Raw genomic sequence first — 20,978 nt, forward strand, 5'->3', positions numbered from 1 at the left:
CTCGGCTTATAGCGTTACAAAATTGACCTCGAGCATAACCGAGAGCAGCGCCCAAGCCCAAGGTAGAGCGCTCAGAGCGCTCCGTCAGCTTTCTCCGGTGCATCGCTAATCAGCATGAACAAACGGAACACCACCACGCTGGTGAACAGTTGCAGGAAGCTGTGGGCGCTGTCGATCAGCAGCGAGATCACCGGGTTCTGTGGATCAGGGTAAACCGCCAACGTCGCCCCCTTGAGCACCCACAGCGGGCCCATCACGCACAGAATGCACACCAGAATGCGCAGGAAGTTTCCGCGGGTCAGGCGCAGGCTTTCCTTCATCGCCGCCAGCGGTGCCAGGCCGCGCAGCACCAGCAGGTACTCGCCGAACGCCAGCGTCACCATCAGCCAGATCCCCGGCAGGAAATACAGCGACAGGCCAATCAGGATCAGCAGTGTGTTGAGGGCGGTCAGCACGGCGAAGCGTGGCCACAGGGTTGCAGAGGTCGCCAGCAAGTCGCGGGTGCGCGGCGTTTCGCCACGGCTGCGGGCATCGAGAAACAGGATCAGCGCGGCGGTGTATAGCGGATACACCAGCAGGCCGACAATCACACTGATGCCGGGGAAACTGTCCGGCTCCGTGGAGTGGTCGACCACTTGTTGCAGCAGCGCCTCGACAATCACCAGCGGCAGGCACAGCTGCACGATCTGGCGCAGATTGCGCTTGAAGAAATACAGAGAGTCACGCAGTACATCGAACGGATTCATCAGTCGGTATCGCAGGTCGAAAGCAGGTGCCTCACTTTAACCGATGAACCCCTTTGGGGCGCAAACGTAAACGTTCGGTAAAGGTCATTGAAACATCCTGTATCAGCCCCATTACTGGTGAGCACCTTGTCCACCGTGGATGAGGGCGACGATATTCCCGGCAATCTATGAGGTCGCCATGAACAGCGAAGAACAAACCCTGATCGATGGACTGTTTTCCCGGCTGCAACAGGCCGAAACGGATTCAGCCCCGCGCGACGCCCAAGCCGAAGCACGGATCAAGGAACACCTGACTCGCCAGCCAGCGGCGGGCTATTTCATGACCCAGGCGATTCTGGTGCAAGAGGCTGCCATCAAGAGCCTCGACGAACAGAACAAGCAACTTAATCAACAAATCCAGCAATTGCAGGCTGAGCTGCAATCGGCCAAGGCTCAGGCTCCGGCACCGAGCAGCGGTGGCTTTTTGTCGAGCATCTTCGGTGGCGCTTCCCGTGATCCACAGCCTGCTCCGACTCAAAGCGCAGCCCCGTCGAATGGCGGCTGGCGTGAACCGGGGCGGCCGTCGTTCAACTCGCAGCCGCCACAGCAAAACTTCAGTGCGCCGGCTACTCAGCAGAACTTCGGAGCGCCGCCCCAGCAAAACTACGCACCACAACAGGCCGCCGGCAGCAGTTTCCTCGGCGGGGCATTAAAAACCGCAGCGGGCGTGGCCGGTGGTGTGATGTTGGCGCAGGGCATCAGCAGTCTGTTTCAGCATCATCAGCAGCCGGAAGTGGTTGAAGTCATCAAGGAAGAGCCGGCTCAGGTCAACGATCAGAGCGACAGCGGCAATGGCTGGGGCGACGATCAGCGCGTGGCTGACAATTCCAGCGATCAAGGCGGATACGCTGACGCCGACTATAGCGATGACAGCTCATCGTTCTTCGGTGGCGACGACGATTCCTTCGTCTGACACATCTGTGGCGAGGGAGCTTGCTCCCTCACCACATGGCCGATTATTCGCGGAACAATCCTTCGGGCTGGCATACTGGGCAACTTTTCGGGCCTGGTGCCTGATCCTGCCCGCGCTTCGGCACGCCAAAGAGGATGTACGGTGAAAAAAATCGCAGTGTTCGCCGATGTCCAGAACCTCTATTACACCGTGCGTCAGGCCTATGGTTGCCACTTCAACTACGCCGCGCTATGGGCTGACGTCAGTAAAGAAGGGCAAATCGTCGAGGCCTATGCCTATGCGATCGATCGTGGCGACAGCAAGCAGCAGCAATTTCAGCAGATCCTGCGCAATCTCGGCTTCATTGTGAAGCTCAAGCCCTACATCCAGCGCAGCGACGGTTCGGCCAAAGGCGACTGGGATGTGGGCATCACCCTCGACATCATGGACGCCGCCGACCATGTCGACGAAATCGTGCTGGCCTCCGGTGACGGCGATTTCGATATGTTGCTCGAGCGCATTATCAGCAAGCACGGCGTGCAAGCGGTGGCCTATGGCGTGCCCGGTCTCACCGCCAACTCGCTGATCCGCGCTGCCAGCCGTTATGTGCCGATCGAAGGCGCGTTGCTGCTCAAGAATTGATTTTTATGGAGTTGAAACAGGTTTGGAACGCATAGCAGTCATCGACTTTGAAACCACCGGACTCTCCCCGAGCAGCAGCTGCCGGGCCACGGAAATTGCCGTGGTGATTCTTGAACAGGGGCGCATTGTCGAGCGTTACCAAAGCCTGATGAACGCTGGCGTGCGGGTGCCGGCTTTTATTGAGCAACTCACCGGCATCAGCAACGCCATGCTACGCACCGCGCCCTCGGCCGAGCAGGTGATGAACGAGGTCAATGAATTCGTCGGCATCACACCGCTGCTGGCGCACAACGCTGCGTTCGACCAGAAGTTCTGGGACTACGAACTCGGGCGAATCAAACGCACACGCTTGCAGAACTTTGCCTGCTCGCTGTTACTCGCCCGCCGCCTGATGCCCGCCGCGCCGGACCACAAACTCGGCACCCTCACCACTTTCGCCAGCCTGCCCAATACCGGAAAGGCTCACCGGGCCATGGCCGATGCCGAAATGGCGGCCAACCTGACGGCGCACTTGGCTGAAGAGTTGCGGCGCAAGCATGGGTTGCGGGAGTTGTCCCATGATCTGCTCGTCAGTTTGCAGAAAGTGCCGGCGGCGAAGATCAATGAGCATCTCAAGCGGTATCGCGGGTTTTAAGGTTTTGTAGTGTTTCTACTGGCCTCTTCGCGGGCAAGCCTCGCTCCTACAAGTTCGGTGCAGTTCTGTAGGAGCGAGGCTTGCCCGCGAAGGCGTCAGAGCAGACACCGCATCACGATTTACCATTCCCCTCCAACTGCCCCAACGGCACGCGCTTCTCAATGGCGCTGGACAGCACGATCGAGGTCTTGCTGAACCCGAACGTGGCGATCCGGTTGATCAACTCTTCCAGCTCCGGCATCGAGCCCACCGCCGCTTGCATGATCACGCACGGGTCGCCGGTGACGCGGTGGCATTCGGTGAGCTGTGGGATTTTGATCAGTTCGTCGTAGGTTTTCTGGTTGCCGTGCTGGTTCAGGCGCAGTTCGATGACGCACTGGATCGGCAGGCCGAGTTTGGCCATGTCGACTTTCGCCTGGTAGCCGGTGATCACCCCGCAGGCCTCAAGTTTGGCCACGCGCTCGGCCACCGCCGGAGCGGACAGGTTCACCTTGCGCGCCAGTTCGGCGTAGGACGCACGACCGTTTTCCAACAGGGCGCTGAGGAGCATGCGGTCGTATTTGTCCATCATGGCATTCCTGAAAAAAGACTGACTTTCGAAAACACGGTTTATAGCGCTGAACTCCGTGTTTTGAAAAGTGTACCGGCGCTATAAACAGGTTTTGTAACTTATTTTCCGCCGCCGGCCTTTCTAGAATAGCGGCTCTCTTTGTCTTGTTCTCGAGCTGCCCATGCCTGGCATACGCCGTTTTTCCTTACCGCTGATCGCTGCTTTTTTCGCGCTGTACGTGATTTGGGGGTCGACCTACCTGGTGATTCGAATCGGCGTGCAGTACTGGCCGCCGTTACTGCTCGCCGGTATTCGTTTCGTGATCGCCGGTACGTTGATGTACGCGTTCCTGCGCTGGCGCGGGGCACCTGCACCAACGTGGGCGCAGTGGAAAGCGGCGGGGATCATCGGGATTTTGCTGCTCACGTGCGGTAACGGTGCGGTGAGCGTCGCCGAGCATACAGGCGTGGCCTCCGGCGTTGCCGCGTTGGCGGTGGCGACGGTGCCACTGTTCACTTTGTTGTGTGGATATTTCTGGGGCGCGCGTAATACCCGTCTCGAATGGGCCGGGATTGTGCTCGGGCTGATCGGTATCGCCATGCTCAACCTCGGTTCCAATCTGCAATCGAGCCCGTTGGGCGCGGCATTGCTGGTGTTCGCGGCAGCGTCCTGGGCGTTCGGTTCGGTGTGGAGCAAACACTTGCCGTTGCCACAAGGCGCGATGGCCAGTGCCGTGGAAATGCTGGTGGGCGGCGTGGTGTTGTTGATCGGCAGCGCGGTGAGCGGTGAGCATCTGGAGGCTATGCCGCCGATCGAAGGTTGGGCCGCATTGGCCTATCTGACGTTCTTCGGTTCGATCATCGCCTTCAACGCGTACATGTACCTGCTGAAACACGTGCGTCCGGCAGCGGCCACCAGTTATGCCTACGTCAACCCGGCGGTGGCGGTGTTGCTGGGTATCGTATTTGTTGGCGAGACCATTGGTATTGAAGAAGCGCTGGCCATGACAGTGATCATCAGTGCCGTGGTGCTGATCGGGTTGCCGCAGTGGCGCCGAGGTGCAGATCGGCCTGGCGTAGTGGTGCCGACAGAATCCCGTGCGAATTAGGGTAAACTGCGCGCCATTGCATCTTGTTTTGCACACTTGTTTTGAAAAACCCGCGCTGAATTTTCCTACGGTACTCCCATGACTTTCGCCACCCTTGGCCTGATCGAACCTTTGCTGCGCGCTCTCGAGACGCTCGGCTACCAGACTCCTACGCCGGTCCAGGCGCAAGCCATTCCGGCGGTGCTGGCCGGTCGCGACCTGATGGCCGCCGCCCAGACCGGCACCGGCAAAACCGCCGGTTTCGCCCTGCCGCTGCTGCAATTGCTGGCCATGGAAGGGCCGAAAGTCAGCGCCAACTCCGTGCGCGCATTGATCCTGGTGCCAACCCGCGAGCTGGCCGAACAGGTTCACGAAGCCGTGCGCCAGTACGCCGAGAACCTGCCGTTGAGCACGTACGCGGTGTACGGCGGCGTCAGCATCAACCCGCAAATGATGAAGCTGCGCAAGGGCGTCGACCTGTTGGTGGCGACTCCGGGCCGCTTGCTCGACCTGTTCCGCCAGAACGCGCTCAAGTTCAACCAGTTGCAAACCCTGGTGCTGGACGAAGCCGATCGCATGCTCGATCTGGGCTTTTCCGAGGAGCTTGGGAACATTTACCGCGTATTGCCGAAGAAACGTCAGACGTTGCTGTTCTCTGCCACGTTCTCCGATGCGATCCGCCTGCTGGCCGGGCAAATGCTCAACGACCCGCTGAGCATCGAAGTCAGCCCGCGCAACGTCGCCGCCAACACCGTCAAGCAATGGGTGGTGACGGTGGACAAGAAGCGCAAGTCGGAGCTGTTCGTTCACTTGATGCGCAAGGGCAAGTGGAAGCAGGTGCTGGTGTTTGCCAAGACCCGTAACGGCGTAGACGCGTTGGTGGAAAAGCTCCAGGGCCTGGGCATCAATGCCGACGGCATCCACGGCGACAAACCTCAGGCGACCCGTCAGCGGGCACTGGATCGTTTCAAGGCCAGTGAAGTGCAGATCCTTGTAGCCACCGATGTTGCCGCCCGTGGCCTGGATATCGAAGATTTGCCATTGGTGGTCAATTTCGACCTGCCGATCGTGGCCGAGGACTACATCCACCGCATTGGTCGCACCGGCCGTGCGGGCGCAACCGGGCAGGCTATTTCGCTGGTGTGTGCCGATGAGGTGAATTTGCTGTCGGCCATCGAGACGTTGACCCGTCAGACGTTGACTCGTCAGATGGAGCAGGATTTCGAGCCTGAGCACCGCGTGCCGGATACCGATGCCAGCGGTCAGGTGGTCAAGAAGCCGAAAAAACCGAAGAAGCCAAAAACCTCCAGTGGCGGCAAGCGCAATTTGGGTAAGTGGGTCGAGAGCGGTGATGCCTCGGCGCCGGAGCCTTCGATCAAGCCTGTGCGTAAAGTGCCGGTGTTTAATACCGGGCCGCGTAAGCGTAAGCCTTGATTAAACGCTGCGCCGGTTAGACCGCTTTCGCGAGCAAGCCCGCTCCCACATTCAATCGCATTCTTACTGAAAGAACTCGAATGAATGTGGGCAAGCGGGCTTGCTCGCGAAGGGCGCGCCTCGGTCTCAATCCTTGTGTTTCAACCACTCCACCATCCCCAACCCCGCCGCTCGCCCACTGGCGAAACACGCGGTCAGCAGATAGCCGCCGGTCGGCGCTTCCCAATCGAGCATTTCTCCCGCGCAGAACACGCCGGGCAGTTGCTTGAGCATCAAACGTTCATCCATCGACTCGAACATCACGCCCCCCGCGCTGCTGATGGCCTCGTCCAATGGCCGGGTTTTCACCAATGTCAGCGGCAATGCCTTGATCGCTTTGGCCAGCAATGCCGGATCGGTAAAACAGTCGGCCGGTGTCAGCTCTCGCAACAGCGCCGCTTTCACCCCATCAAGCCCAAGCTGACTGTGCAGGTGTTTGGCCATGGAACGGGAGCCGCGAGGTTTGCTTAGCACCGCCTGGATTTTATCCACAGGCTTGCCCGGCAACAGGTCGAGGTGAATGGTTGCCGAGCGGTGTTGATTGATTGCTTCGCGGATCGGTGCCGACAGGGCGTAGATCAAACTGCCTTCAATTCCCGTGGCAGTGATCACACATTCCCCGAGTCGCGGCACGTCGTCATTGAGGCCAATGGCGATGTTTTTCAGCGGGCTGCCGGCGAATTTGCTGACCATCAATTCGCTCCAGGCCTGCACCTCGAAGCCGCAATTGCTTGGTTGCAGTGGCGCCAGTCCTACACCGCGCTGTTCCAGCGGCAACATCCAGGCACCGTCCGAACCGAGGCGCGACCAACTGCCGCCGCCCAGGGCCAGCAGGGTCGCGTCGGCTTGAATGGTTTTTTCACCTTCGGGGCTGTCGATGCGCAAGTCATTGTTGTCATCCCAACCGAGCCAGCGATGGCGGGTGTGGATAACGACGCCGGCATCGCGCAGGCGCTTGAGCCAGGCACGCAACAGGGGCGCGGCTTTCATGTCGGTAGGAAACACCCGGCCGGAGCTGCCGACAAAGGTTTCGATACCGAGGTCATGAATCCATTGGCACAAGGCGTCGGCGCCGAAGGACCGTAACAGCGGCGCAATCTGCGGTGCCCGTTCGGCATAGCGCGAGAGAAACGCCGGGTAGGCCTCGGAATGGGTGATGTTCATGCCGCCGACCCCGGCGAGGAGGAATTTTCGCCCCACTGAAGGCATGCCGTCGTACAGATCGACCTTGATCCCGGCCTGGCTCAGCACTTCAGCCGCCATCAAACCGGCGGGGCCGCCGCCGATGATGGCGATGTGAGGGGGGAGGGAAGTGGAGGGCTGGGTCATGGAATGCGCTGCGGTCTGGCGGAATGAAGCCGGGCATTCTATCAGCCCCGATCAATGTGGGAGCGGGCTTGCTCGCGAAAGCGGTGGGTCAGTCGATATCAATGTTGATTGTTAAATCGCCTTCGCGAGCAAGCCCGCTCCCACATTTGATCGTCGGTGTTTTCAAAGGTGGTTAAAAAACAACCACCGCTCTGTAGCCTACACCCCGCATGGCCTGCAGACCCTTTCACTCAGGTTATCCACAGGCGGTTCCACAGGCATTGTGGGTAAAGACCCACACATCAATGACAACCTGATGACTGCCACACCCGTTGGGCGCTGTGATGGAGGATGCCATGACGGCGTGCCAGGGCTTTGCGGTCTTTGCTGTAGCCGCCGCCGATCACGCCGACCACCGGAATATCCCGGCCCAGGCAATGGCGCATCACGCTTTCATCGCGAGCGGCGACGCCTTCGTCTGTCAGCTTCAGATAACCCAGTGCGTCATCCTTATGCACATCGACACCGGCGTCGTACAGCACCAGGTCCGGTTGGTAGAGCGGCAGCAAATAGTTGAGTGCGTCGTCCACCACTTTCAGGTAATCGGCATCGCCCATGCCCATCGGCAACGGAATATCCCAATCACTTTCGGCTTTGCGTGCAGGAAAATTCTTTTCGCAGTGCAGGGAAACGGTTATCGCCTCAGGGGTGTTGTGCAGGATTCGTGCAGTCCCGTCGCCCTGATGCACATCGCAGTCGAAGATCAGCACCCGGTTCACTCGGCCACTTTCCAGCAGGTAATGGCTGATCACCGCCAGGTCATTGAAGATGCAGAACCCGGCGGGATGATCGTAATGCGCGTGGTGAGTGCCGCCAGCCAGGTGGCAGGCCAAACCATGCTCCAGTGCCTGTTCGGCCGCCAGCAGCGAACCGCCGACCGCTCGCACCGTGCGCCGGGCCAGCGCTTCGCTCCAGGGCAAGCCGAGGCGTCGTTGATCTTCGCGGGACAATTCGCCGCCCATGTAGCGTTCGATATATGCAGGGTCATGGGCGAGGGCGAGAATCTCTGGCGGGCAGAGGTCCGGGCGCAGCAAATCGGTGTCGCGGGTCAGCCCACTGTCCACCAGGTGATCGCGCAGCAGGCGAAACTTGTCCATGGGGAAGCGGTGATCCGCCGGGAACTCGGGACTGTAGTCTTCGTGGTAGATCAGTGGCAGGGGCATGGCAGATTTATACAGGAAGGCATGTAGGAATGAGTGAACGATCCTACCAGCGATGTAGACTTGCGGCATGGAAACGGGGGAGGAGGCACGATGGAGCCGATACTGGAACTCGAAAGCGCACGACTGTTGTTACGGCAGTGGCGTGATGAGGATTTGCCGGCGTTTGCGGCGATGTGCGCCGATCCACAAGTGATGCGTTATTTTCCGGCACCCTTGAGTCGACTGGAAAGTGCCTCGTTGATCGGGCGGATTCGCGGGCATTTTGCCGAGCATGGTTTCGGTCTCTGGGCACTGGAGCGCAAGGACACCGGGGCGTTCATCGGGTTTACCGGGCTGGGTGTGGTCGGCTTCGATGCGCCATTTACGCCGGCCACTGAAATCGGCTGGCGCCTGGCGCGCGAGCATTGGGGCCTGGGCTATGCCGGTGAAGCGGCGTGGACCGCTCTGCGCTGCGGGTTTGATCGGTTGGCGCTACAAGAGGTCGTGGCATTCACCACCAAGACCAATCTGCCATCCGAGAAAGTCATGCAAGCGATCGGCATGCACCATGCCCCCGTCGATGACTTCGAGCACCCGCGGCTTGCAGCCGATCATCCGCTGCGTCCGCACGTGCTGTACCGCATCACCCGTGAGCAATGGCTGCAAACCTTGCATGGATAAGCAGGCGCGGACGTTTACAATGGCCCTCATGTTGAACCGGGCCATAAACTGAATCGACCGCCGCAGCCAAGACTGCGCGGCATTGCGTTGTGTGAGGAGAGTCTGAATGAGCCAAGTGTTGGAAGATCTGGTAGACCTGCTGACCCTGGAACCGATTGAAGAAAACCTGTTCCGTGGTCGCAGCCAAGACCTGGGTTTTCGTCAGTTGTTCGGCGGCCAGGTACTCGGCCAGTCCCTGTCGGCGGCCAGTCAGACCGTCGAGGCAGCGCGCCATGTGCATTCGATGCACGGTTATTTCCTGCGCCCGGGCGATGCCAAATTGCCGGTGGTGTATCAGGTCGATCGGGTGCGCGATGGCGGCAGTTTCAGCACGCGCCGGGTGACGGCGATCCAGAAGGGCCATCCGATTTTCACTTGCAGCGCCTCGTTCCAGTACGACGAAGAAGGCTTCCAGCACCAGACTGAGATGCCGCAAGTAGTCGGCCCGGAAAACTTGCCGTCGGAGCTGGAGCTCACCCAGCAGCGCGCGCACCTGATTCCTGAGCACATGCGCGAAAAACTGCTGTGCCCGAAACCGATCGAAGTCCGGCCGGTGACCGAAAAAGACCCCTACAATCCGCAGCCCGCCGACCCAGTCAAATACGTCTGGTTCCGCGCCGACGGTGCGTTGGCTGACACCCCGGCGCTGCACAAATACCTGCTGGCCTACGCGTCGGACTTCGGTCTGCTGACCACCTCGATGCTGCCCCACGGCAAATCGGTCTGGCAGAAAGACATGCAGGTCGCCAGCCTCGATCACGCCTTGTGGTTCCACGCCGACCTGCGCGCCGATGACTGGTTGCTGTACGCCATGGACAGCCCGTGGGCCGGCAATTCCCGCGGATTCTCCCGTGGCAGCGTATTCAACCGTGCCGGGCAACTGGTGGCTTCGGTCACTCAGGAAGGCCTGATTCGCCATCGCAAGGATTGGGCATGAGCCTGGCCGAGGTGCGGCACTGGGTGTTCGACATGGACGGCACCTTGACGGTGGCGGTGCATGACTTCGCGGCGATTCGCGTGGCGTTGGCGATTCCCGCCGAACACGACATCCTGACCCACCTCGCTGCGCTGCCGGCCGATGAAGCCGCGGCCAAACACGCGTGGCTGCTGGAGCACGAGCGGGATCTGGCGCTGGGTTCGAAGCCGGCGCCGGGCGCGGTGGAACTGGTGCGTGAGTTGGCCGGGCGCGGTTATCGCCTGGGCATTCTCACGCGCAATGCTCGCGAGCTGGCCCATGTCACGCTGGAGGCCATCGGACTGGCTGATTGCTTTGCGGTGGAGGATGTACTGGGCCGCGATGAAGCACCGCCCAAACCGCATCCTGGTGGATTGCTGAAACTGGCCGAAGCCTGGAAAGTGCCGGCGAGCGAAATGGTGATGGTCGGTGATTACCGCTTCGATCTGGATTGCGGCCGGGCGGCGGGGACGCGGACGGTGCTGGTGAATCTGCCGGATAATCCTTGGCCGGAATTGGCGGATTGGCATGCAGCCGATTGCGTGGTGTTGCGGCAGATGCTTTCGGCTTGAGGGATATGTTGTCGGGTTAACCGCTTTCGCGAGCAAGCCCGCTCCCACATTTGATCGGTGTGAACACAGATTTTGTGTACACCAAAATCTACTGTGGGAGCGGGCTTGCTCGCGAAGGGGCACTGCCCGGCCCCGCAACCCTCACTGCCCGAACAACACCTTCTGCCCCTCAGGCGATGTAAACATCCCATCCCCATTGTGCCCGACCCCAGGCACTTCAATGAGCTGCTGACTCAACCCTTGCGGATGGCGCCGTTTCAGATAATTGAAATAGTGGCGCCCACGAATCAATCGAGAAGCACCCTGGGCTTTGGCCTCGCAACTTTTATCCAGCGCCGGATGATTCGGGTCGATGTCCTGCTGCCCGAGTAAATAAACGATGTCACGTTTGACGTAGTTGTCTTCGAGTTGCGCAGGTGTTTGTCCATCGGCATAGGCGGGCAGATTCGCCAGTCCGTACTTCCAGCGATTGAAATTCGGACATTTCGCGTGACTGAACGCCACCGGCCGTTGCTCATTGAAGTAAGCGTACGACGAAGCATTGGCGATCACATAGCGCACCTTCACGCCTTCCGCCTCGAGGGCTGGCTGAGGGTGGCTCAGCAAGGCATAACGTTGAACCACCTGAGCACCGCCGGAGTGGCCGGCAATGACGATTTGCTTCACGTCCGGAAACTGTCGCCGATCACCCAGTCGCGCGATGATTTCGTCGAGCGCCGCATAGGAACTCAGCGTAAACGGCGCGGTGGATAAACCGCCGGCCATCCAGTCGTTGCCTTGCCAGCGTAAAACACTGTCAGGCACCGGTTGGCTCGCGACGTCGGTTTCGTTGAGAAACTGCGGGGCGAGCACCAGGGTGTTCGCGCTTTGCCCGGCTTGCTCGGCAGCGCGTTCGGCGCTTTGGCGATAGGTTTCAGCATCGCGTAATCGACCATGGACGATGATCACTACGCGTTCTATTTTTTCCGGTGTCGGGCCCATGCTCACCGCGATTTCCCCGGCGCTCAACAGCAGGCGCCCGGAACTGATCGCCTTGACCCCTTGCTCGGCAGCCTGGGTGCTTGCGCAGGTGATTAGCAGAGCCAGCAGCCACTTGCGCATCACAGACTCTTCGCCGCGAAGGTGTCGCACTGGCCGACCTGGCCCTGTGCGAACCCGGCCTTGAACCAGCGCACTCGCTGGGCCGAAGTGCCGTGGGTGAAGGAGTCCGGCACCACGCGGCCCTGACCTTGCTGTTGCAAGCGGTCGTCGCCGATGGCGTTGGCGGCGTTCAAGGCTTCTTCGATGTCACCGGGTTCCAGCCAGTTCAGACGTTTTTGCGCATTGTGGGCCCAGACGCCGGCCAGGCAATCGGCCTGCAATTCCTGACGCACCAGCAAACCATTGTCGCCTTCCATCTGCCGGCCCTGTTGGCGAGCGTCCTGAATCTTCGCGGAAACGCCGAGCAGGGTCTGCACGTGGTGCCCGACTTCGTGAGCGATCACGTAGGCCTGGGCGAAGTCGCCGGCGGCGGAAAAGCGTTGGGACATCTCTTGAAAGAAACTCATATCGAGGTAGACCTTCTGGTCAGCCGGGCAATAGAAGGGACCGGTCGCCGAAGTCGCCAGGCCGCAGGCCGAGTTGACGCGGTTGCTGAACAGCACCAGGGTCGGGTCTTTATATTGTCGATCGGCCTGCTGGAAAATCTGGCGCCAGGTGTCTTCGGTATCGCCGAGGATCGAGCGCACGAATTCGGCCCCTTCATCATTGGCCGGTGGCGCCTTGCGGGTTTGGGTGGGGGCCGGGGCGGACTGTTCACTCATTTGCCCGGTCAGTTGGCCGAGGATCTGCAGCGGGTCCTGGCCGGTGATCCAGCCGATTCCGACGATCAACAGGATTGCCGTCAGGCTCAGGCCCTTGCCTCCACCGAAGCGCATTCCACCGCCCCCACCACCGACGTCATCGCCACGGGCATCGACCACGTTGTCGCTGCGTCGGCCTTTTTTCCAAAGCATGGGGGATCCTCTTTTTTACCTGATGAAGGCGCATGGTGATGAGTGTTGCCGGTGAGTAGGTATGGCGCCAGTCCGGTCGTCTGACAGCCCTTGGCGACTGGGGTTCTCCTAAGTGGCGACATTAGCGGTTTCATGGACGGACGGGGACTGCAGGTTCGGTCAAGACTGCTGCCGGACAGGTTCCAGATTTTGCTTCCTTCGAGTTGTCTTTTAGAATCAGTCAAATTTCATTTTGGAATCTCCCATGGCAGGCAGTCAGATCGAACGTGTTTTCAGCGTGCTGGAAAGCCTTACCAGTGACCCTCGTGGCCTGCCGATGCAGACGCTGGCAGAGCAACTGGATATCCCCAAAAGCGCGACCCATCGTTTGCTCGCCGAGCTGATTCGACTGGGCTATGTGCGGCAGAATCCGGAGAACCTGCGCTATCACCTGTCGACCAAGTTGGTAGCCCTGGGTTTTCGCTACCTGTCGAGTAGCGGCGCGGATATCGTTCAATCGGTGCTTGATCGACTGGCTCAGGAAACCGGTGAGCTGGTGCGCCTTGGAGTAATCGAAGGGGAGCGGCAGGTCTGGATAGCCAAGTCCCAGGGCGCCCGATCCGGCTTGCGCTACGACCCGGACATGGGCCGCGATGCACCGTTGTTTTACACCGCGTCGGGGCATGCGTGGCTGGCGAGCATGAGCGATGCCGAGGCCTTGTCGCTGGTGGAACGCCAGGGCAGTGACCGGCCCAAGGACCTCGGGCCAAATGCACCGCGCTCCAACATCGAATTGCTTGAACGCCTGCGTCTGGCCAGAGAGCAGGGCTATGCCTGGGTCGAGGAGAGTTCGGCGGTCGGCACGTCGGCAATTGCAGCGGTGGTGCGGCATCCGGGTGATGGTCGGGTGATCGGGGTACTCAGCATCGCCGGGCCAAGTGCGCGGATGCCGGGGGCGCGTTTGCATGAACTGGCGCCGCTATTACTGAAGTTTGCCGAGGAGTTGTCGGCGGCGAGCCTGGCTTCAGAGTTGTTGTAGGAGCGAGGCTTGCCCGCGAAGACGGTGTGTCTGTCGACATCAATGTTGCATGACACACCGTCTTCGCGGGCAAGCCTCGCTCCTACATGGATTTTCCTTCGCCCATACAAAGTTGTGCGCTGTTCGAACACTATTTGCTTTTTCTCATGTAAGAATCTGGAACCATGTTCTAAATTATTGGAATTCATCTCCCACAAGGACAACAGAGACTCCGTAGGCGCGAGGCTTGCCCGCGAAGCTTTTGATCTCAAGACCCAGGGATAACCCATGACCGTCAGCACCCCGCTTTCCGGTGTCAATCAGCCCTTCAAAGGGATTCTGCTGATCGTCGTTGCCACCTTCCTGTTTTCCAGCCATGACGCTTTGTCGAAATATCTCTCGGGGTTCTATCCCGTCATCATGGTGGTCTGGGCCCGCTATGTGGTTCACACCTTGCTGATGGCAGGGATTTTTCTGCCGCAGTCCGGGCTGCGTGTCCTACGCACCAAACGGCCATTGCTGCAGCTGTTGCGGGCGTTGTGCCTGTTGGGGACCAGTTTGCTGTTCACGACTGGTTTGCTGTTCATCCCGTTGGCCGAAGCCACGGCTGTGAATTTTCTTGCACCGGTATTGGTCACGGCGTTGTCGGTGCCACTGCTCGGTGAACAGGTGACGCGCGGGCAATGGCTGGCGGTGATTTGCGGGTTCATCGGAGTGTTGATCATCGTCCATCCCGGCGGCGAACTGTTCACGCCTGCGGTGTTGCTGCCGTTCTGCTCAGCGCTGTTTTTCTGCTTCTATCAATTGCTCACCCGCAAGCTCAGCGAAATCGATAGCCCGACCACCAGCAATTTTTTCGCTGGGCTCTGCAATACGTTGGTGATGAGTGCGCTGGTGCCGTTCTTCTGGCAAGTCCCAAGCGTGGGGCATGGGTTTTTGATGGTGGCGCTGGGGGCGTGCGGAATGACGGCGCATCTGTTGTTGACCCAGGCCTTCCGTCACGCCGCGCCCGCGTTGCTGGCGCCGTTCGGCTATTGCCAGATTGTCTTTGCAGGTTTGCTGGGCTGGTGGCTGTTTTCCCACACGCCGACCCTGACTACGGTGATCGGGATTGTGGTGATTTGCTGCAGCGGGTTGGCAGCGGCGTGGCAACAACGGCGTCGACAAGAGGAGGGCGGCAGGCCTGGAATCAGGCCTGCCGGGGGAAGGGAGTTTACGCGGTGACGGTAGGAATCTTGCGCGGTGCCATGAAGTACATCCAGATCAGTGCGATGAAGTACATCGCCGGAATCATGGTGAACAGCACGGTGTAGTTGTTGTGGGTGACCGTCAGAATGTGGCCGACCAACTGGGTCATGAACATCCCGCCGATTGCCGCGCACATCCCGCCGAAGCCGAACACCGTACTCATCATGTGCTTGGGCGTGTAGTCCATCACCAGGCTCCAGATGTTCGCGGTCCAGGCCTGGTGCGCGCCGATGGCCAGGGAGATGGCGAACACCGCGAGCCACAGGTTGCTTGAGCCGGCGGCCATGACCACGCCGATGATGCAGCAGGCGAACAGGAACATGGACATCAATCGCGCCTTGATCGGGTTGATCCCGCGACCGATCAGGAACGAAGACAGGATGCCGCCGCCGACACTGCCGAAGTCAGCCGTGAGGTAGATGATGATCAGCGGAATACCCATCTGGGTCACGTTGATTCCCAGGTTGTATTGCTGATTGAGAAACGGCGGCAGCCAGTACAGGTAGAACCAGAACACCGGCGCGGTGATCGAGTAGGCGAGGGCGAAGGCCCAGGTGCCACGCATGCGCAGGATTTTCGAGAACGGTACGCGGGATTGTTCCGGCTCGACTTCCTTCTGGATGTAGTCCAGTTCCGATTGCTTGACGCTCGGGTGATCTTCCGGGTTGAAGTACTTCAGGCCCCAGAACAGCAACCAGATGCCGCCCAGCGCCGCCATGCACAGGAACGCGGCTTGCCAGCCCCAGGCGTGGAGGATCAACGGCAGCAGCATCGGCGTGAACATCGCGCCGACGTTGGTCCCGGCGTTGAAGATGCCGGTGGCCACGGCGCGCTCGCCGGCGGGGAACCACAACCGGGTGGTTTTCACGCAGGCCGGGTAATTCGCCGCTTCGGTCAGACCGAGAATGAACCGGCAGACCATAAAGCCCACCGCCGAAGTGGCCAGGCCATGAGCACCGGTGGCCAGGCTCCAGAGCAGCACCGCGCAGAAGAACACGCGTTTGACGCCGACCCGGTCGATCAACCGGCCCTGCAGCACAAAGCCGATGGCGTAGCCGACCTGAAACCAGAAGTTGATGTTGGCGTAGTCCATCGCCGTCCAACTCATTTCCTTGGCCAGGATCGGCTGCATCACGCCCAGGGCGGCGCGGTCGATGTAGTTCAGAGTGGTGGCGAAAAACACCAGCGCCAGCATCCCCCAACGGGTTTTGCCGACCGCCATGGCGCCGCGGATTTTGTCGCCGATGCCGCCAGTGGCGACGCCCATGGCCGGAGCCACGCGAGAGCTTTGAGAAGGAATCATGTGTATGTGCCATCCGTTCAATGACTGACAAGCGAGGCTTGTCGGGACTTCAAGGGCGCGTGATCAATCGACGGCGCCAGGCGCGGGTGTGATTGATCGGCTGAGGTGTTTTCGTCGGACTGACGACAACGCGTTATTCAGCCAGCGGCGCGGTTCGGCCGAGAGGGCGCAAGGTTCGGATGGATGCCAGATACAGCGTGAGGGTGGAGCAAGCAAACAAGGCGTTGAATAAGCGCATGAGCGTGTACCCGTTTTTTGAAATTTTTATGTGGTGTTCAGGGTCTTTGGTAACCGAGTCCATGGGGTCGTGGCCGGACTCAATGTGGTGTCGATGTTGCGCAGTGGACGAAAAATCGTCAATTCGCCAACCGCCATTGTGTTCGATAATCGCCCGCAAAACTAACCGGGTAGTACACTTTGAATTGCTGTGTGGATTCGTCAAGCCAATAATTTGCCCAACAAGAATGTCCCCACCACCGGGAGTCGACACATGCAGCGTTCCATTGCCACCGTTTCCTTGAGCGGCACCTTGCCGGAAAAACTCGAAGCCATCGCCGCCGCCGGTTTTGACGGCGTGGAGATTTTCGAGAACGACCTTCTCTACTACGACGGCAGTCCGCGGGAAATCAGGCAGATGTGCGCCGATCTCGGGATCGCCATCACGCTGTTTCAACCCTTTCGGGATTTCGAAGGTTGCCGCCGCGATCGCCTGCCACGCAATCTGGAGCGGGCCGAGCGCAAGTTCGATTTGATGCAGGAACTGGGCACCGACCTGGTGCTGGTGTGCAGCAACGCCTCGGCCGACTCCATCGGTGATGAGCAGATCCTGGTCGATGACTTGCGCCTGCTCGCCGAACGGGCCGGCGCTCGTGGTTTGCGGATCGGCTACGAAGCGCTGGCGTGGGGTCGACACGTCAACACGTATCAGCAGGTGTGGAACATCGTTCGACAGGCCGATCATCCAAGCCTCGGCGTATTGCTGGACAGTTTTCATACGCTGTCGCTCAAGGGCGACCCGAGCGCCATCGCCGAGATTCCCGGCGACAAGATTTTCTTCGTACAAATGGCCGACGCGCCGATTTTGGCCATGGATGTGCTGGAGTGGAGCCGACACTTCCGCTGTTTCCCGGGTCAGGGCGAATTCGATCTGCCGGGCTTCCTTGCGCCCATCATCAAGAGTGGCTACACCGGGCCGCTGTCGCTGGAGATCTTCAACGACGGCTTTCGCGCCGCACCGCCACGGGCCAACGCCGCCGACGGTTTGCGTTCGTTGCTGTACCTGGAAGAGAAAACCCGCCAACGTCTGGAACAGGAAGCCACACCCCCGGCCAATCGCGACACTCTGTTCCAGACCCCAAGCGCCAGCGAATACAACGGCATCGAGTTTCTTGAATTCGCAGTGGATGAAAGCCTCGGTGCCAAGCTGTCCCATTGGCTGGAGCGGCTGGGTTTCGTCAAGGCCGGGCAGCACCGTTCCAAAAGTGTCAGCCTGTTGCGTCAGGGCGATATCAACCTGATCCTCAATTGCGAGCCTTATTCCTTCGCCCACAGTTTTTTCGAGGCCCACGGCCCATCACTGTGCGCCACCGCCGTGCGGGTCCAGGACAGCGCCAGTGCGCTGGCCCGTGCCGTGGCTTACAAAGGCCAGCCCTATCGCGGCCTCGTTGGCCCCAATGAGCTGGAACTGGCAGCGGTGCGAGCGCCGGACGGCAGCCTGATTTACCTGGTGGACCAGAATGCCGACGTCTACGGCACCGACTTCAATCTGCAACCGACGGCCGTGGCCAGCGGTGGCCTCAAGCGTATCGATCACATGGCGATGGCGCTGCCGGCCGACAGCCTCGACAGTTGGGTGCTGTTCTATAAAAGCCTGCTGGATTTCGAAGCCGACGATGAAGTGGTGCTGCCCGACCCGTATGGTTTGGTGAAGAGCCGCGCGTTGCGCAGCCGATGCAGCTCGATCCGCCTGCCGCTGAACATTTCCGAGAACCGCAACACCGCCATCTCACACGCGCTGTCGAGTTATCGCGGTTCCGGCGTGCATCACATCGCTTTCGATTGCGACGACATCTTTGCTGAAGTCAGTCGCGCGAAGGAGGCGGGCGTACCGCTGCTGGATATCCCGCTCAACTACTACGATGACCTCGCCGCACGCTTCGATTTCGACGATGAATTCCTCAGCGAGCTGGCCTATTTCAACGTGCTTTACGACCGCGATACTCAGGGCGGCGAGCTGTTTCATGTGTACACCGAGCCGTTCGAAGGGCGCTTCTTCTTTGAAATCATCCAGCGCAAAAATGGCTACGCGGGTTACGGCGCAGCCAACGTGGCAGTGCGACTGGCGGCGATGGCTAAATCGCGAAGTGGTGGCGTACGTCAGGCAAAGTTGTAGGAAAATCGTAAACACGGGTACATAACTGCTGCCTCGTGGCTTCCTTCACTGGGCGCGGCAGCCCATAATCGCCAGCTTGTGCAGTGATGGCCGTGAGCCCGCAATGACAATAATTACAGAACTCTCCGCTGCGCCCGAAAAGCCAATTGCCGAGCCTCGCAAGAGTCGCAAGAACAACCCGGAAAAGACCCGCGAGAACATTCTTCAAGAGGCCATTGTCGAGTTCGTTCAGCAGGGACTTTCCGGTGCGCGCGTCGATGCAATTGCCGAACGCATCCACACCTCAAAACGCATGATCTATTACTACTTCGGCAGTAAGGAACAGCTCTATGTCGAGGTGCTGGAGAAACTCTACGGGGATATCCGCAGCACCGAAAACCGTCTGCACCTGGCCGAACTGGCGCCGGTGGAAGCGATTCGGCGGTTGGTGGAATTCACCTTCGATCACCATGATCGCAACGTCGATTTCGTGCGTATCGTCAGCATCGAGAACATTCACAACGCCGAGTATGTGAAGCGCTCCGATGCGATCAAGGCGATGAACAACACCATCCTCGATTCGCTGGGCGAGATTTTGCGTCGCGGTTGCGAAGAAGGTGTATTCCGCACCGACCTCGATCCATTGGATGTGCATCTGCTGATCAGCTCGTTTTGCTTCTATCGGGTGTCGAACCGTCATACCTTCGGTGAGATCTTTCAGATCGACTTGCCGGACGAAAGCATCAAGCAGCGTCATCGGGTGATGATTTGCGAGTCGGTTTTGCGATATTTGCAGGCCTGACGTCTTCGCGGGCAAGCCTCGCTCCTACAGGGCTAGCGGTGATCCCGTAGGAGCGAGGCTTGCCCGCGAAGCTTTTCAACCATTCATGCTCTGAAAATGCGCCATCATCCGCTGAGCATCCGGCACCACCCCGCTGAACAGTTCAAACGCCTTCACTGCCTGAAACACCGCCATGGTGCCGCCATCCAGGGTGCGGCAACCCAGCGCGCGAGCGTTGCGCAGCAGTTCGGTTTCCAGTGGGAAGTAAACGATCTCCGCGACCCACAATTGCGCCCGAAGCAGCTCCACCGGCACTGGCATGCCCGGCAGCTTTTTCATGCCCATCGGCGTGGTGTTCACCAGTCCGTCGGCCTCGGCCAGGGTACTCGCCAAGTCATGGCCGGCAACGGCCCGGCCGAAGCCAAAATGCTGATTGAGGTTGTTCGCCAACGTCTGGGCACGGCTGTTATCCACATCGAAAATGCTCAGCAGCTGTACGCCTTCGCTCAATAGCGCGTGGGCCACTGCCGCGCCTGCGCCACCAGCGCCCATTTGTACGACGCGCTCAAGAGCAACGCCCTGCAAACCACGGCGAAAGCCCTCGGCAAAACCCAGGCAGTCGGTGTTGTGGCCGATGCGTTTACCGTCCTTGAGCACCACCGTGTTCACCGCGCCAATACCGCGGGCTTCCGGCGACAATTCGTCCAGCAACGGGATGATCGTCTGCTTGCACGGGAAGGTGATGTTCAGCCCGGTGAAATTCATTCGTTCGGCGGCCATCAGCAGGTCGGGCAGGGCACTGCTGTCGAGCTTCAATTGATCCAGATCGATCAACCGATACAGGTAACGCAAACCCTGAGCGTCACCTTCATGCTCGTGCAGCGCGGGAGTGCGGGAAGCCTGAATGCCGGCACCGATCAGCCCGGCCAATACCACGGTGTTCTGTGTCATGACGCTTAACCTTCCAAACGATGGCTGAAATGCTCCAGCGCCAAACGATAGCCGTGGCTGCCGAAACCGCACATGACCGCAGTGGCGATGGACGAAACAAAGGAGTGATGCCGGAAGGGTTCACGGGCATGGACGTTGGACAGATGCACTTCGATCACCGGCAATTCGCTGGCAACCAAGGCATCGCGAATGGCGACCGAGGTGTGAGTCCAGGCGGCCGGGTTGATGACGATCCCGGCGCAGCGGCCACGGGCGGTGTGAATCCAGTCGAGCAATTCGCCTTCATGGTTGGTCTGGCGAAACTCCACTGTCAGGCCGAACTCTTCGGCCGCGCGACCGCACAGCGCTGAAATGTCCGCCAAGGTTTCGTGGCCATAAGTCGCCGGTTCACGGGTGCCCAGCAGGTTCAGGTTCGGGCCGTTGAGCACCAGAACGATAGGGGACATCGGGTCTCTCCACATATTATTTTTGGCATTGGCCGAGGGTTTCAGCCTGTGGAGAGAAATTGTACTA

At 59.8% G+C, this 20,978-nt stretch carries 21 protein-coding genes; 12 read left to right on the forward strand and 9 right to left on the reverse strand.

Going from position 1 to position 20,978, the window contains the following annotated elements:
- Positions 1–71: 71 nt before the first annotated feature.
- Positions 72–746, reverse strand: coding sequence for a YciC family protein (locus tag ACIPLA_RS06465; RefSeq protein ID WP_192345349.1), 675 nt, complete (start codon positions 744–746; stop codon positions 72–74).
- Between the two features lie 178 nt (positions 747–924).
- Here ACIPLA_RS06465 and ACIPLA_RS06470 point away from each other — a divergent pair, with 178 nt between their 5' ends.
- The 3 genes from ACIPLA_RS06470 (at position 925) to ACIPLA_RS06480 (ending at position 2,953) form a co-directional block, all read left to right on the forward strand.
- On the forward strand, positions 925–1,698 hold the full coding sequence (locus tag ACIPLA_RS06470) for a DUF2076 domain-containing protein (protein WP_401172476.1): 774 nt from the start codon (positions 925–927) through the stop codon (positions 1,696–1,698).
- Between the two features lie 141 nt (positions 1,699–1,839).
- The gene (locus ACIPLA_RS06475; RefSeq protein WP_095633876.1) at positions 1,840–2,319 is read left to right on the forward strand and encodes an NYN domain-containing protein; all 480 of its coding nucleotides are present in this window, start codon (positions 1,840–1,842) and stop codon (positions 2,317–2,319) included.
- Positions 2,320–2,341: 22 nt separating this feature from the next.
- A complete protein-coding gene (locus ACIPLA_RS06480) occupies positions 2,342–2,953 on the forward strand; it encodes a PolC-type DNA polymerase III (protein WP_007895390.1) in 612 nt (203 codons plus the stop codon).
- A gap of 112 nt (positions 2,954–3,065) precedes the next feature.
- Here the strand turns inward: ACIPLA_RS06480 and ACIPLA_RS06485 are convergent, their stop codons facing one another.
- Positions 3,066–3,521, reverse strand: a complete 456-nt coding sequence (locus ACIPLA_RS06485; protein ID WP_052967442.1) for an Lrp/AsnC family transcriptional regulator — start codon at positions 3,519–3,521, stop codon at positions 3,066–3,068.
- A 163-nt stretch (positions 3,522–3,684) separates the two neighbouring features.
- Between ACIPLA_RS06485 and yedA the strand changes: the two genes are divergently transcribed.
- Together yedA and ACIPLA_RS06495 are read left to right on the forward strand one after the other, a co-directional pair.
- Positions 3,685–4,611: a drug/metabolite exporter YedA gene (yedA, locus tag ACIPLA_RS06490; protein WP_123498607.1), complete on the forward strand. Its 927-nt coding sequence runs from the start codon at positions 3,685–3,687 to the stop codon at positions 4,609–4,611.
- Between the two features lie 78 nt (positions 4,612–4,689).
- Positions 4,690–6,024, forward strand: a complete 1,335-nt coding sequence (locus tag ACIPLA_RS06495; RefSeq protein WP_401172482.1) for a DEAD/DEAH box helicase — start codon at positions 4,690–4,692, stop codon at positions 6,022–6,024.
- Positions 6,025–6,150: 126 nt separating this feature from the next.
- Here the strand turns inward: ACIPLA_RS06495 and ACIPLA_RS06500 are convergent, their stop codons facing one another.
- Both ACIPLA_RS06500 and ACIPLA_RS06505 read right to left on the reverse strand, forming a co-directional pair.
- Positions 6,151–7,392 (reverse strand): TIGR03862 family flavoprotein, encoded by a 1,242-nt coding sequence (locus tag ACIPLA_RS06500; protein ID WP_401172485.1) that lies wholly within the window; start codon positions 7,390–7,392, stop codon positions 6,151–6,153.
- A gap of 281 nt (positions 7,393–7,673) precedes the next feature.
- Positions 7,674–8,594, reverse strand: a complete 921-nt coding sequence (locus tag ACIPLA_RS06505) for a histone deacetylase (RefSeq protein ID WP_008070042.1) — start codon at positions 8,592–8,594, stop codon at positions 7,674–7,676.
- Between the two features lie 90 nt (positions 8,595–8,684).
- On the opposite strand from ACIPLA_RS06505, the gene ACIPLA_RS06510 reads away from it, so the two are divergent.
- The 3 genes from ACIPLA_RS06510 (at position 8,685) to ACIPLA_RS06520 (ending at position 10,820) form a co-directional block, all read left to right on the forward strand.
- Positions 8,685–9,254 (forward strand): GNAT family N-acetyltransferase, encoded by a 570-nt coding sequence (locus ACIPLA_RS06510; RefSeq protein ID WP_218398837.1) that lies wholly within the window; start codon positions 8,685–8,687, stop codon positions 9,252–9,254.
- A gap of 106 nt (positions 9,255–9,360) precedes the next feature.
- The gene (gene tesB / locus ACIPLA_RS06515) at positions 9,361–10,230 is read left to right on the forward strand and encodes an acyl-CoA thioesterase II (RefSeq protein WP_063342445.1); all 870 of its coding nucleotides are present in this window, start codon (positions 9,361–9,363) and stop codon (positions 10,228–10,230) included.
- Positions 10,227–10,820, forward strand: coding sequence for an HAD family hydrolase (locus ACIPLA_RS06520; RefSeq protein ID WP_401172489.1), 594 nt, complete (start codon positions 10,227–10,229; stop codon positions 10,818–10,820). The genes tesB and ACIPLA_RS06520 overlap by 4 nt, the downstream gene beginning before the upstream one ends.
- A 141-nt stretch (positions 10,821–10,961) precedes the next feature.
- On the opposite strand, the gene ACIPLA_RS06525 is transcribed toward ACIPLA_RS06520, so the two are convergent.
- Together ACIPLA_RS06525 and ACIPLA_RS06530 are read right to left on the reverse strand one after the other, a co-directional pair.
- Positions 10,962–11,921 carry an alpha/beta fold hydrolase gene (locus ACIPLA_RS06525; RefSeq protein WP_218398835.1) on the reverse strand — a complete coding sequence of 320 codons (960 nt, stop codon included), beginning with the start codon at positions 11,919–11,921 and terminating at the stop codon, positions 10,962–10,964.
- A complete protein-coding gene (locus tag ACIPLA_RS06530) occupies positions 11,921–12,814 on the reverse strand; it encodes a neutral zinc metallopeptidase (RefSeq protein WP_123498621.1) in 894 nt (297 codons plus the stop codon). The genes ACIPLA_RS06525 and ACIPLA_RS06530 overlap by 1 nt, the downstream gene beginning before the upstream one ends.
- A 244-nt stretch (positions 12,815–13,058) precedes the next feature.
- On the opposite strand from ACIPLA_RS06530, the gene ACIPLA_RS06535 reads away from it, so the two are divergent.
- On the forward strand, positions 13,059–13,832 hold the full coding sequence (locus ACIPLA_RS06535; protein ID WP_218398833.1) for an IclR family transcriptional regulator: 774 nt from the start codon (positions 13,059–13,061) through the stop codon (positions 13,830–13,832).
- Between the two features lie 267 nt (positions 13,833–14,099).
- Positions 14,100–15,035 (forward strand): DMT family transporter, encoded by a 936-nt coding sequence (locus ACIPLA_RS06540; protein WP_218398832.1) that lies wholly within the window; start codon positions 14,100–14,102, stop codon positions 15,033–15,035.
- On the opposite strand, the gene ACIPLA_RS06545 is transcribed toward ACIPLA_RS06540, so the two are convergent.
- A complete protein-coding gene (locus ACIPLA_RS06545; RefSeq protein ID WP_192345359.1) occupies positions 15,025–16,362 on the reverse strand; it encodes an MFS transporter in 1,338 nt (445 codons plus the stop codon). The two genes, ACIPLA_RS06540 and ACIPLA_RS06545, sit on opposite strands and share 11 nt — an antisense overlap.
- 490 nt (positions 16,363–16,852) lie before the next feature.
- Between ACIPLA_RS06545 and quiC the strand changes: the two genes are divergently transcribed.
- Both quiC and ACIPLA_RS06555 read left to right on the forward strand, forming a co-directional pair.
- A complete protein-coding gene (gene quiC / locus ACIPLA_RS06550; RefSeq protein WP_192345360.1) occupies positions 16,853–18,754 on the forward strand; it encodes a 3-dehydroshikimate dehydratase QuiC in 1,902 nt (633 codons plus the stop codon).
- Between the two features lie 103 nt (positions 18,755–18,857).
- Positions 18,858–19,535, forward strand: coding sequence for a TetR family transcriptional regulator (locus ACIPLA_RS06555; protein WP_218398830.1), 678 nt, complete (start codon positions 18,858–18,860; stop codon positions 19,533–19,535).
- Between the two features lie 75 nt (positions 19,536–19,610).
- On the opposite strand, the gene ACIPLA_RS06560 is transcribed toward ACIPLA_RS06555, so the two are convergent.
- Both ACIPLA_RS06560 and aroQ read right to left on the reverse strand, forming a co-directional pair.
- Complete coding sequence (locus ACIPLA_RS06560) at positions 19,611–20,465, reverse strand: shikimate dehydrogenase (RefSeq protein WP_401172497.1); 855 nt, start codon at positions 20,463–20,465, stop codon at positions 19,611–19,613.
- Positions 20,466–20,470: 5 nt separating this feature from the next.
- The gene (gene aroQ, locus ACIPLA_RS06565; RefSeq protein ID WP_123498635.1) at positions 20,471–20,911 is read right to left on the reverse strand and encodes a type II 3-dehydroquinate dehydratase; all 441 of its coding nucleotides are present in this window, start codon (positions 20,909–20,911) and stop codon (positions 20,471–20,473) included.
- Positions 20,912–20,978: the final 67 nt, after the last annotated feature.

It is taken from the genome of Pseudomonas sp. NPDC086112 (assembly GCF_044746425.1).
In the GTDB taxonomy this organism is placed as follows: Bacteria; Pseudomonadota; Gammaproteobacteria; order Pseudomonadales; family Pseudomonadaceae; genus Aquipseudomonas.

Excerpts from the sequence above, each read along its gene's own strand:
- ACIPLA_RS06525 (WP_218398835.1), bottom strand. The coding sequence starts at position 11,921 with ATGCGCAAGTGGCTGCTGGCTCTGCTAATCACCTGCGCAAGCACCCAG.
- ACIPLA_RS06560 (WP_401172497.1), bottom strand. The coding sequence starts at position 20,465 with ATGACACAGAACACCGTGGTATTGGCCGGGCTGATCGGTGCCGGCATT.
- ACIPLA_RS06510 (WP_218398837.1), top strand. The coding sequence starts at position 8,685 with ATGGAGCCGATACTGGAACTCGAAAGCGCACGACTGTTGTTACGGCAG.
- ACIPLA_RS06520 (WP_401172489.1), top strand. The coding sequence starts at position 10,227 with ATGAGCCTGGCCGAGGTGCGGCACTGGGTGTTCGACATGGACGGCACC.
- ACIPLA_RS06555 (WP_218398830.1), top strand. The coding sequence starts at position 18,858 with ATGACAATAATTACAGAACTCTCCGCTGCGCCCGAAAAGCCAATTGCC.
- ACIPLA_RS06545 (WP_192345359.1), bottom strand. The coding sequence starts at position 16,362 with ATGATTCCTTCTCAAAGCTCTCGCGTGGCTCCGGCCATGGGCGTCGCC.
- ACIPLA_RS06495 (WP_401172482.1), top strand. The coding sequence starts at position 4,690 with ATGACTTTCGCCACCCTTGGCCTGATCGAACCTTTGCTGCGCGCTCTC.
- ACIPLA_RS06470 (WP_401172476.1), top strand. The coding sequence starts at position 925 with ATGAACAGCGAAGAACAAACCCTGATCGATGGACTGTTTTCCCGGCTG.
- yedA (WP_123498607.1), top strand. The coding sequence starts at position 3,685 with ATGCCTGGCATACGCCGTTTTTCCTTACCGCTGATCGCTGCTTTTTTC.
- ACIPLA_RS06530 (WP_123498621.1), bottom strand. The coding sequence starts at position 12,814 with ATGCTTTGGAAAAAAGGCCGACGCAGCGACAACGTGGTCGATGCCCGT.
- tesB (WP_063342445.1), top strand. The coding sequence starts at position 9,361 with ATGAGCCAAGTGTTGGAAGATCTGGTAGACCTGCTGACCCTGGAACCG.
- quiC (WP_192345360.1), top strand. The coding sequence starts at position 16,853 with ATGCAGCGTTCCATTGCCACCGTTTCCTTGAGCGGCACCTTGCCGGAA.
- aroQ (WP_123498635.1), bottom strand. The coding sequence starts at position 20,911 with ATGTCCCCTATCGTTCTGGTGCTCAACGGCCCGAACCTGAACCTGCTG.
- ACIPLA_RS06505 (WP_008070042.1), bottom strand. The coding sequence starts at position 8,594 with ATGCCCCTGCCACTGATCTACCACGAAGACTACAGTCCCGAGTTCCCG.
- ACIPLA_RS06540 (WP_218398832.1), top strand. The coding sequence starts at position 14,100 with ATGACCGTCAGCACCCCGCTTTCCGGTGTCAATCAGCCCTTCAAAGGG.
- ACIPLA_RS06535 (WP_218398833.1), top strand. The coding sequence starts at position 13,059 with ATGGCAGGCAGTCAGATCGAACGTGTTTTCAGCGTGCTGGAAAGCCTT.
- ACIPLA_RS06500 (WP_401172485.1), bottom strand. The coding sequence starts at position 7,392 with ATGACCCAGCCCTCCACTTCCCTCCCCCCTCACATCGCCATCATCGGC.
- ACIPLA_RS06465 (WP_192345349.1), bottom strand. The coding sequence starts at position 746 with ATGAATCCGTTCGATGTACTGCGTGACTCTCTGTATTTCTTCAAGCGC.
- ACIPLA_RS06485 (WP_052967442.1), bottom strand. The coding sequence starts at position 3,521 with ATGGACAAATACGACCGCATGCTCCTCAGCGCCCTGTTGGAAAACGGT.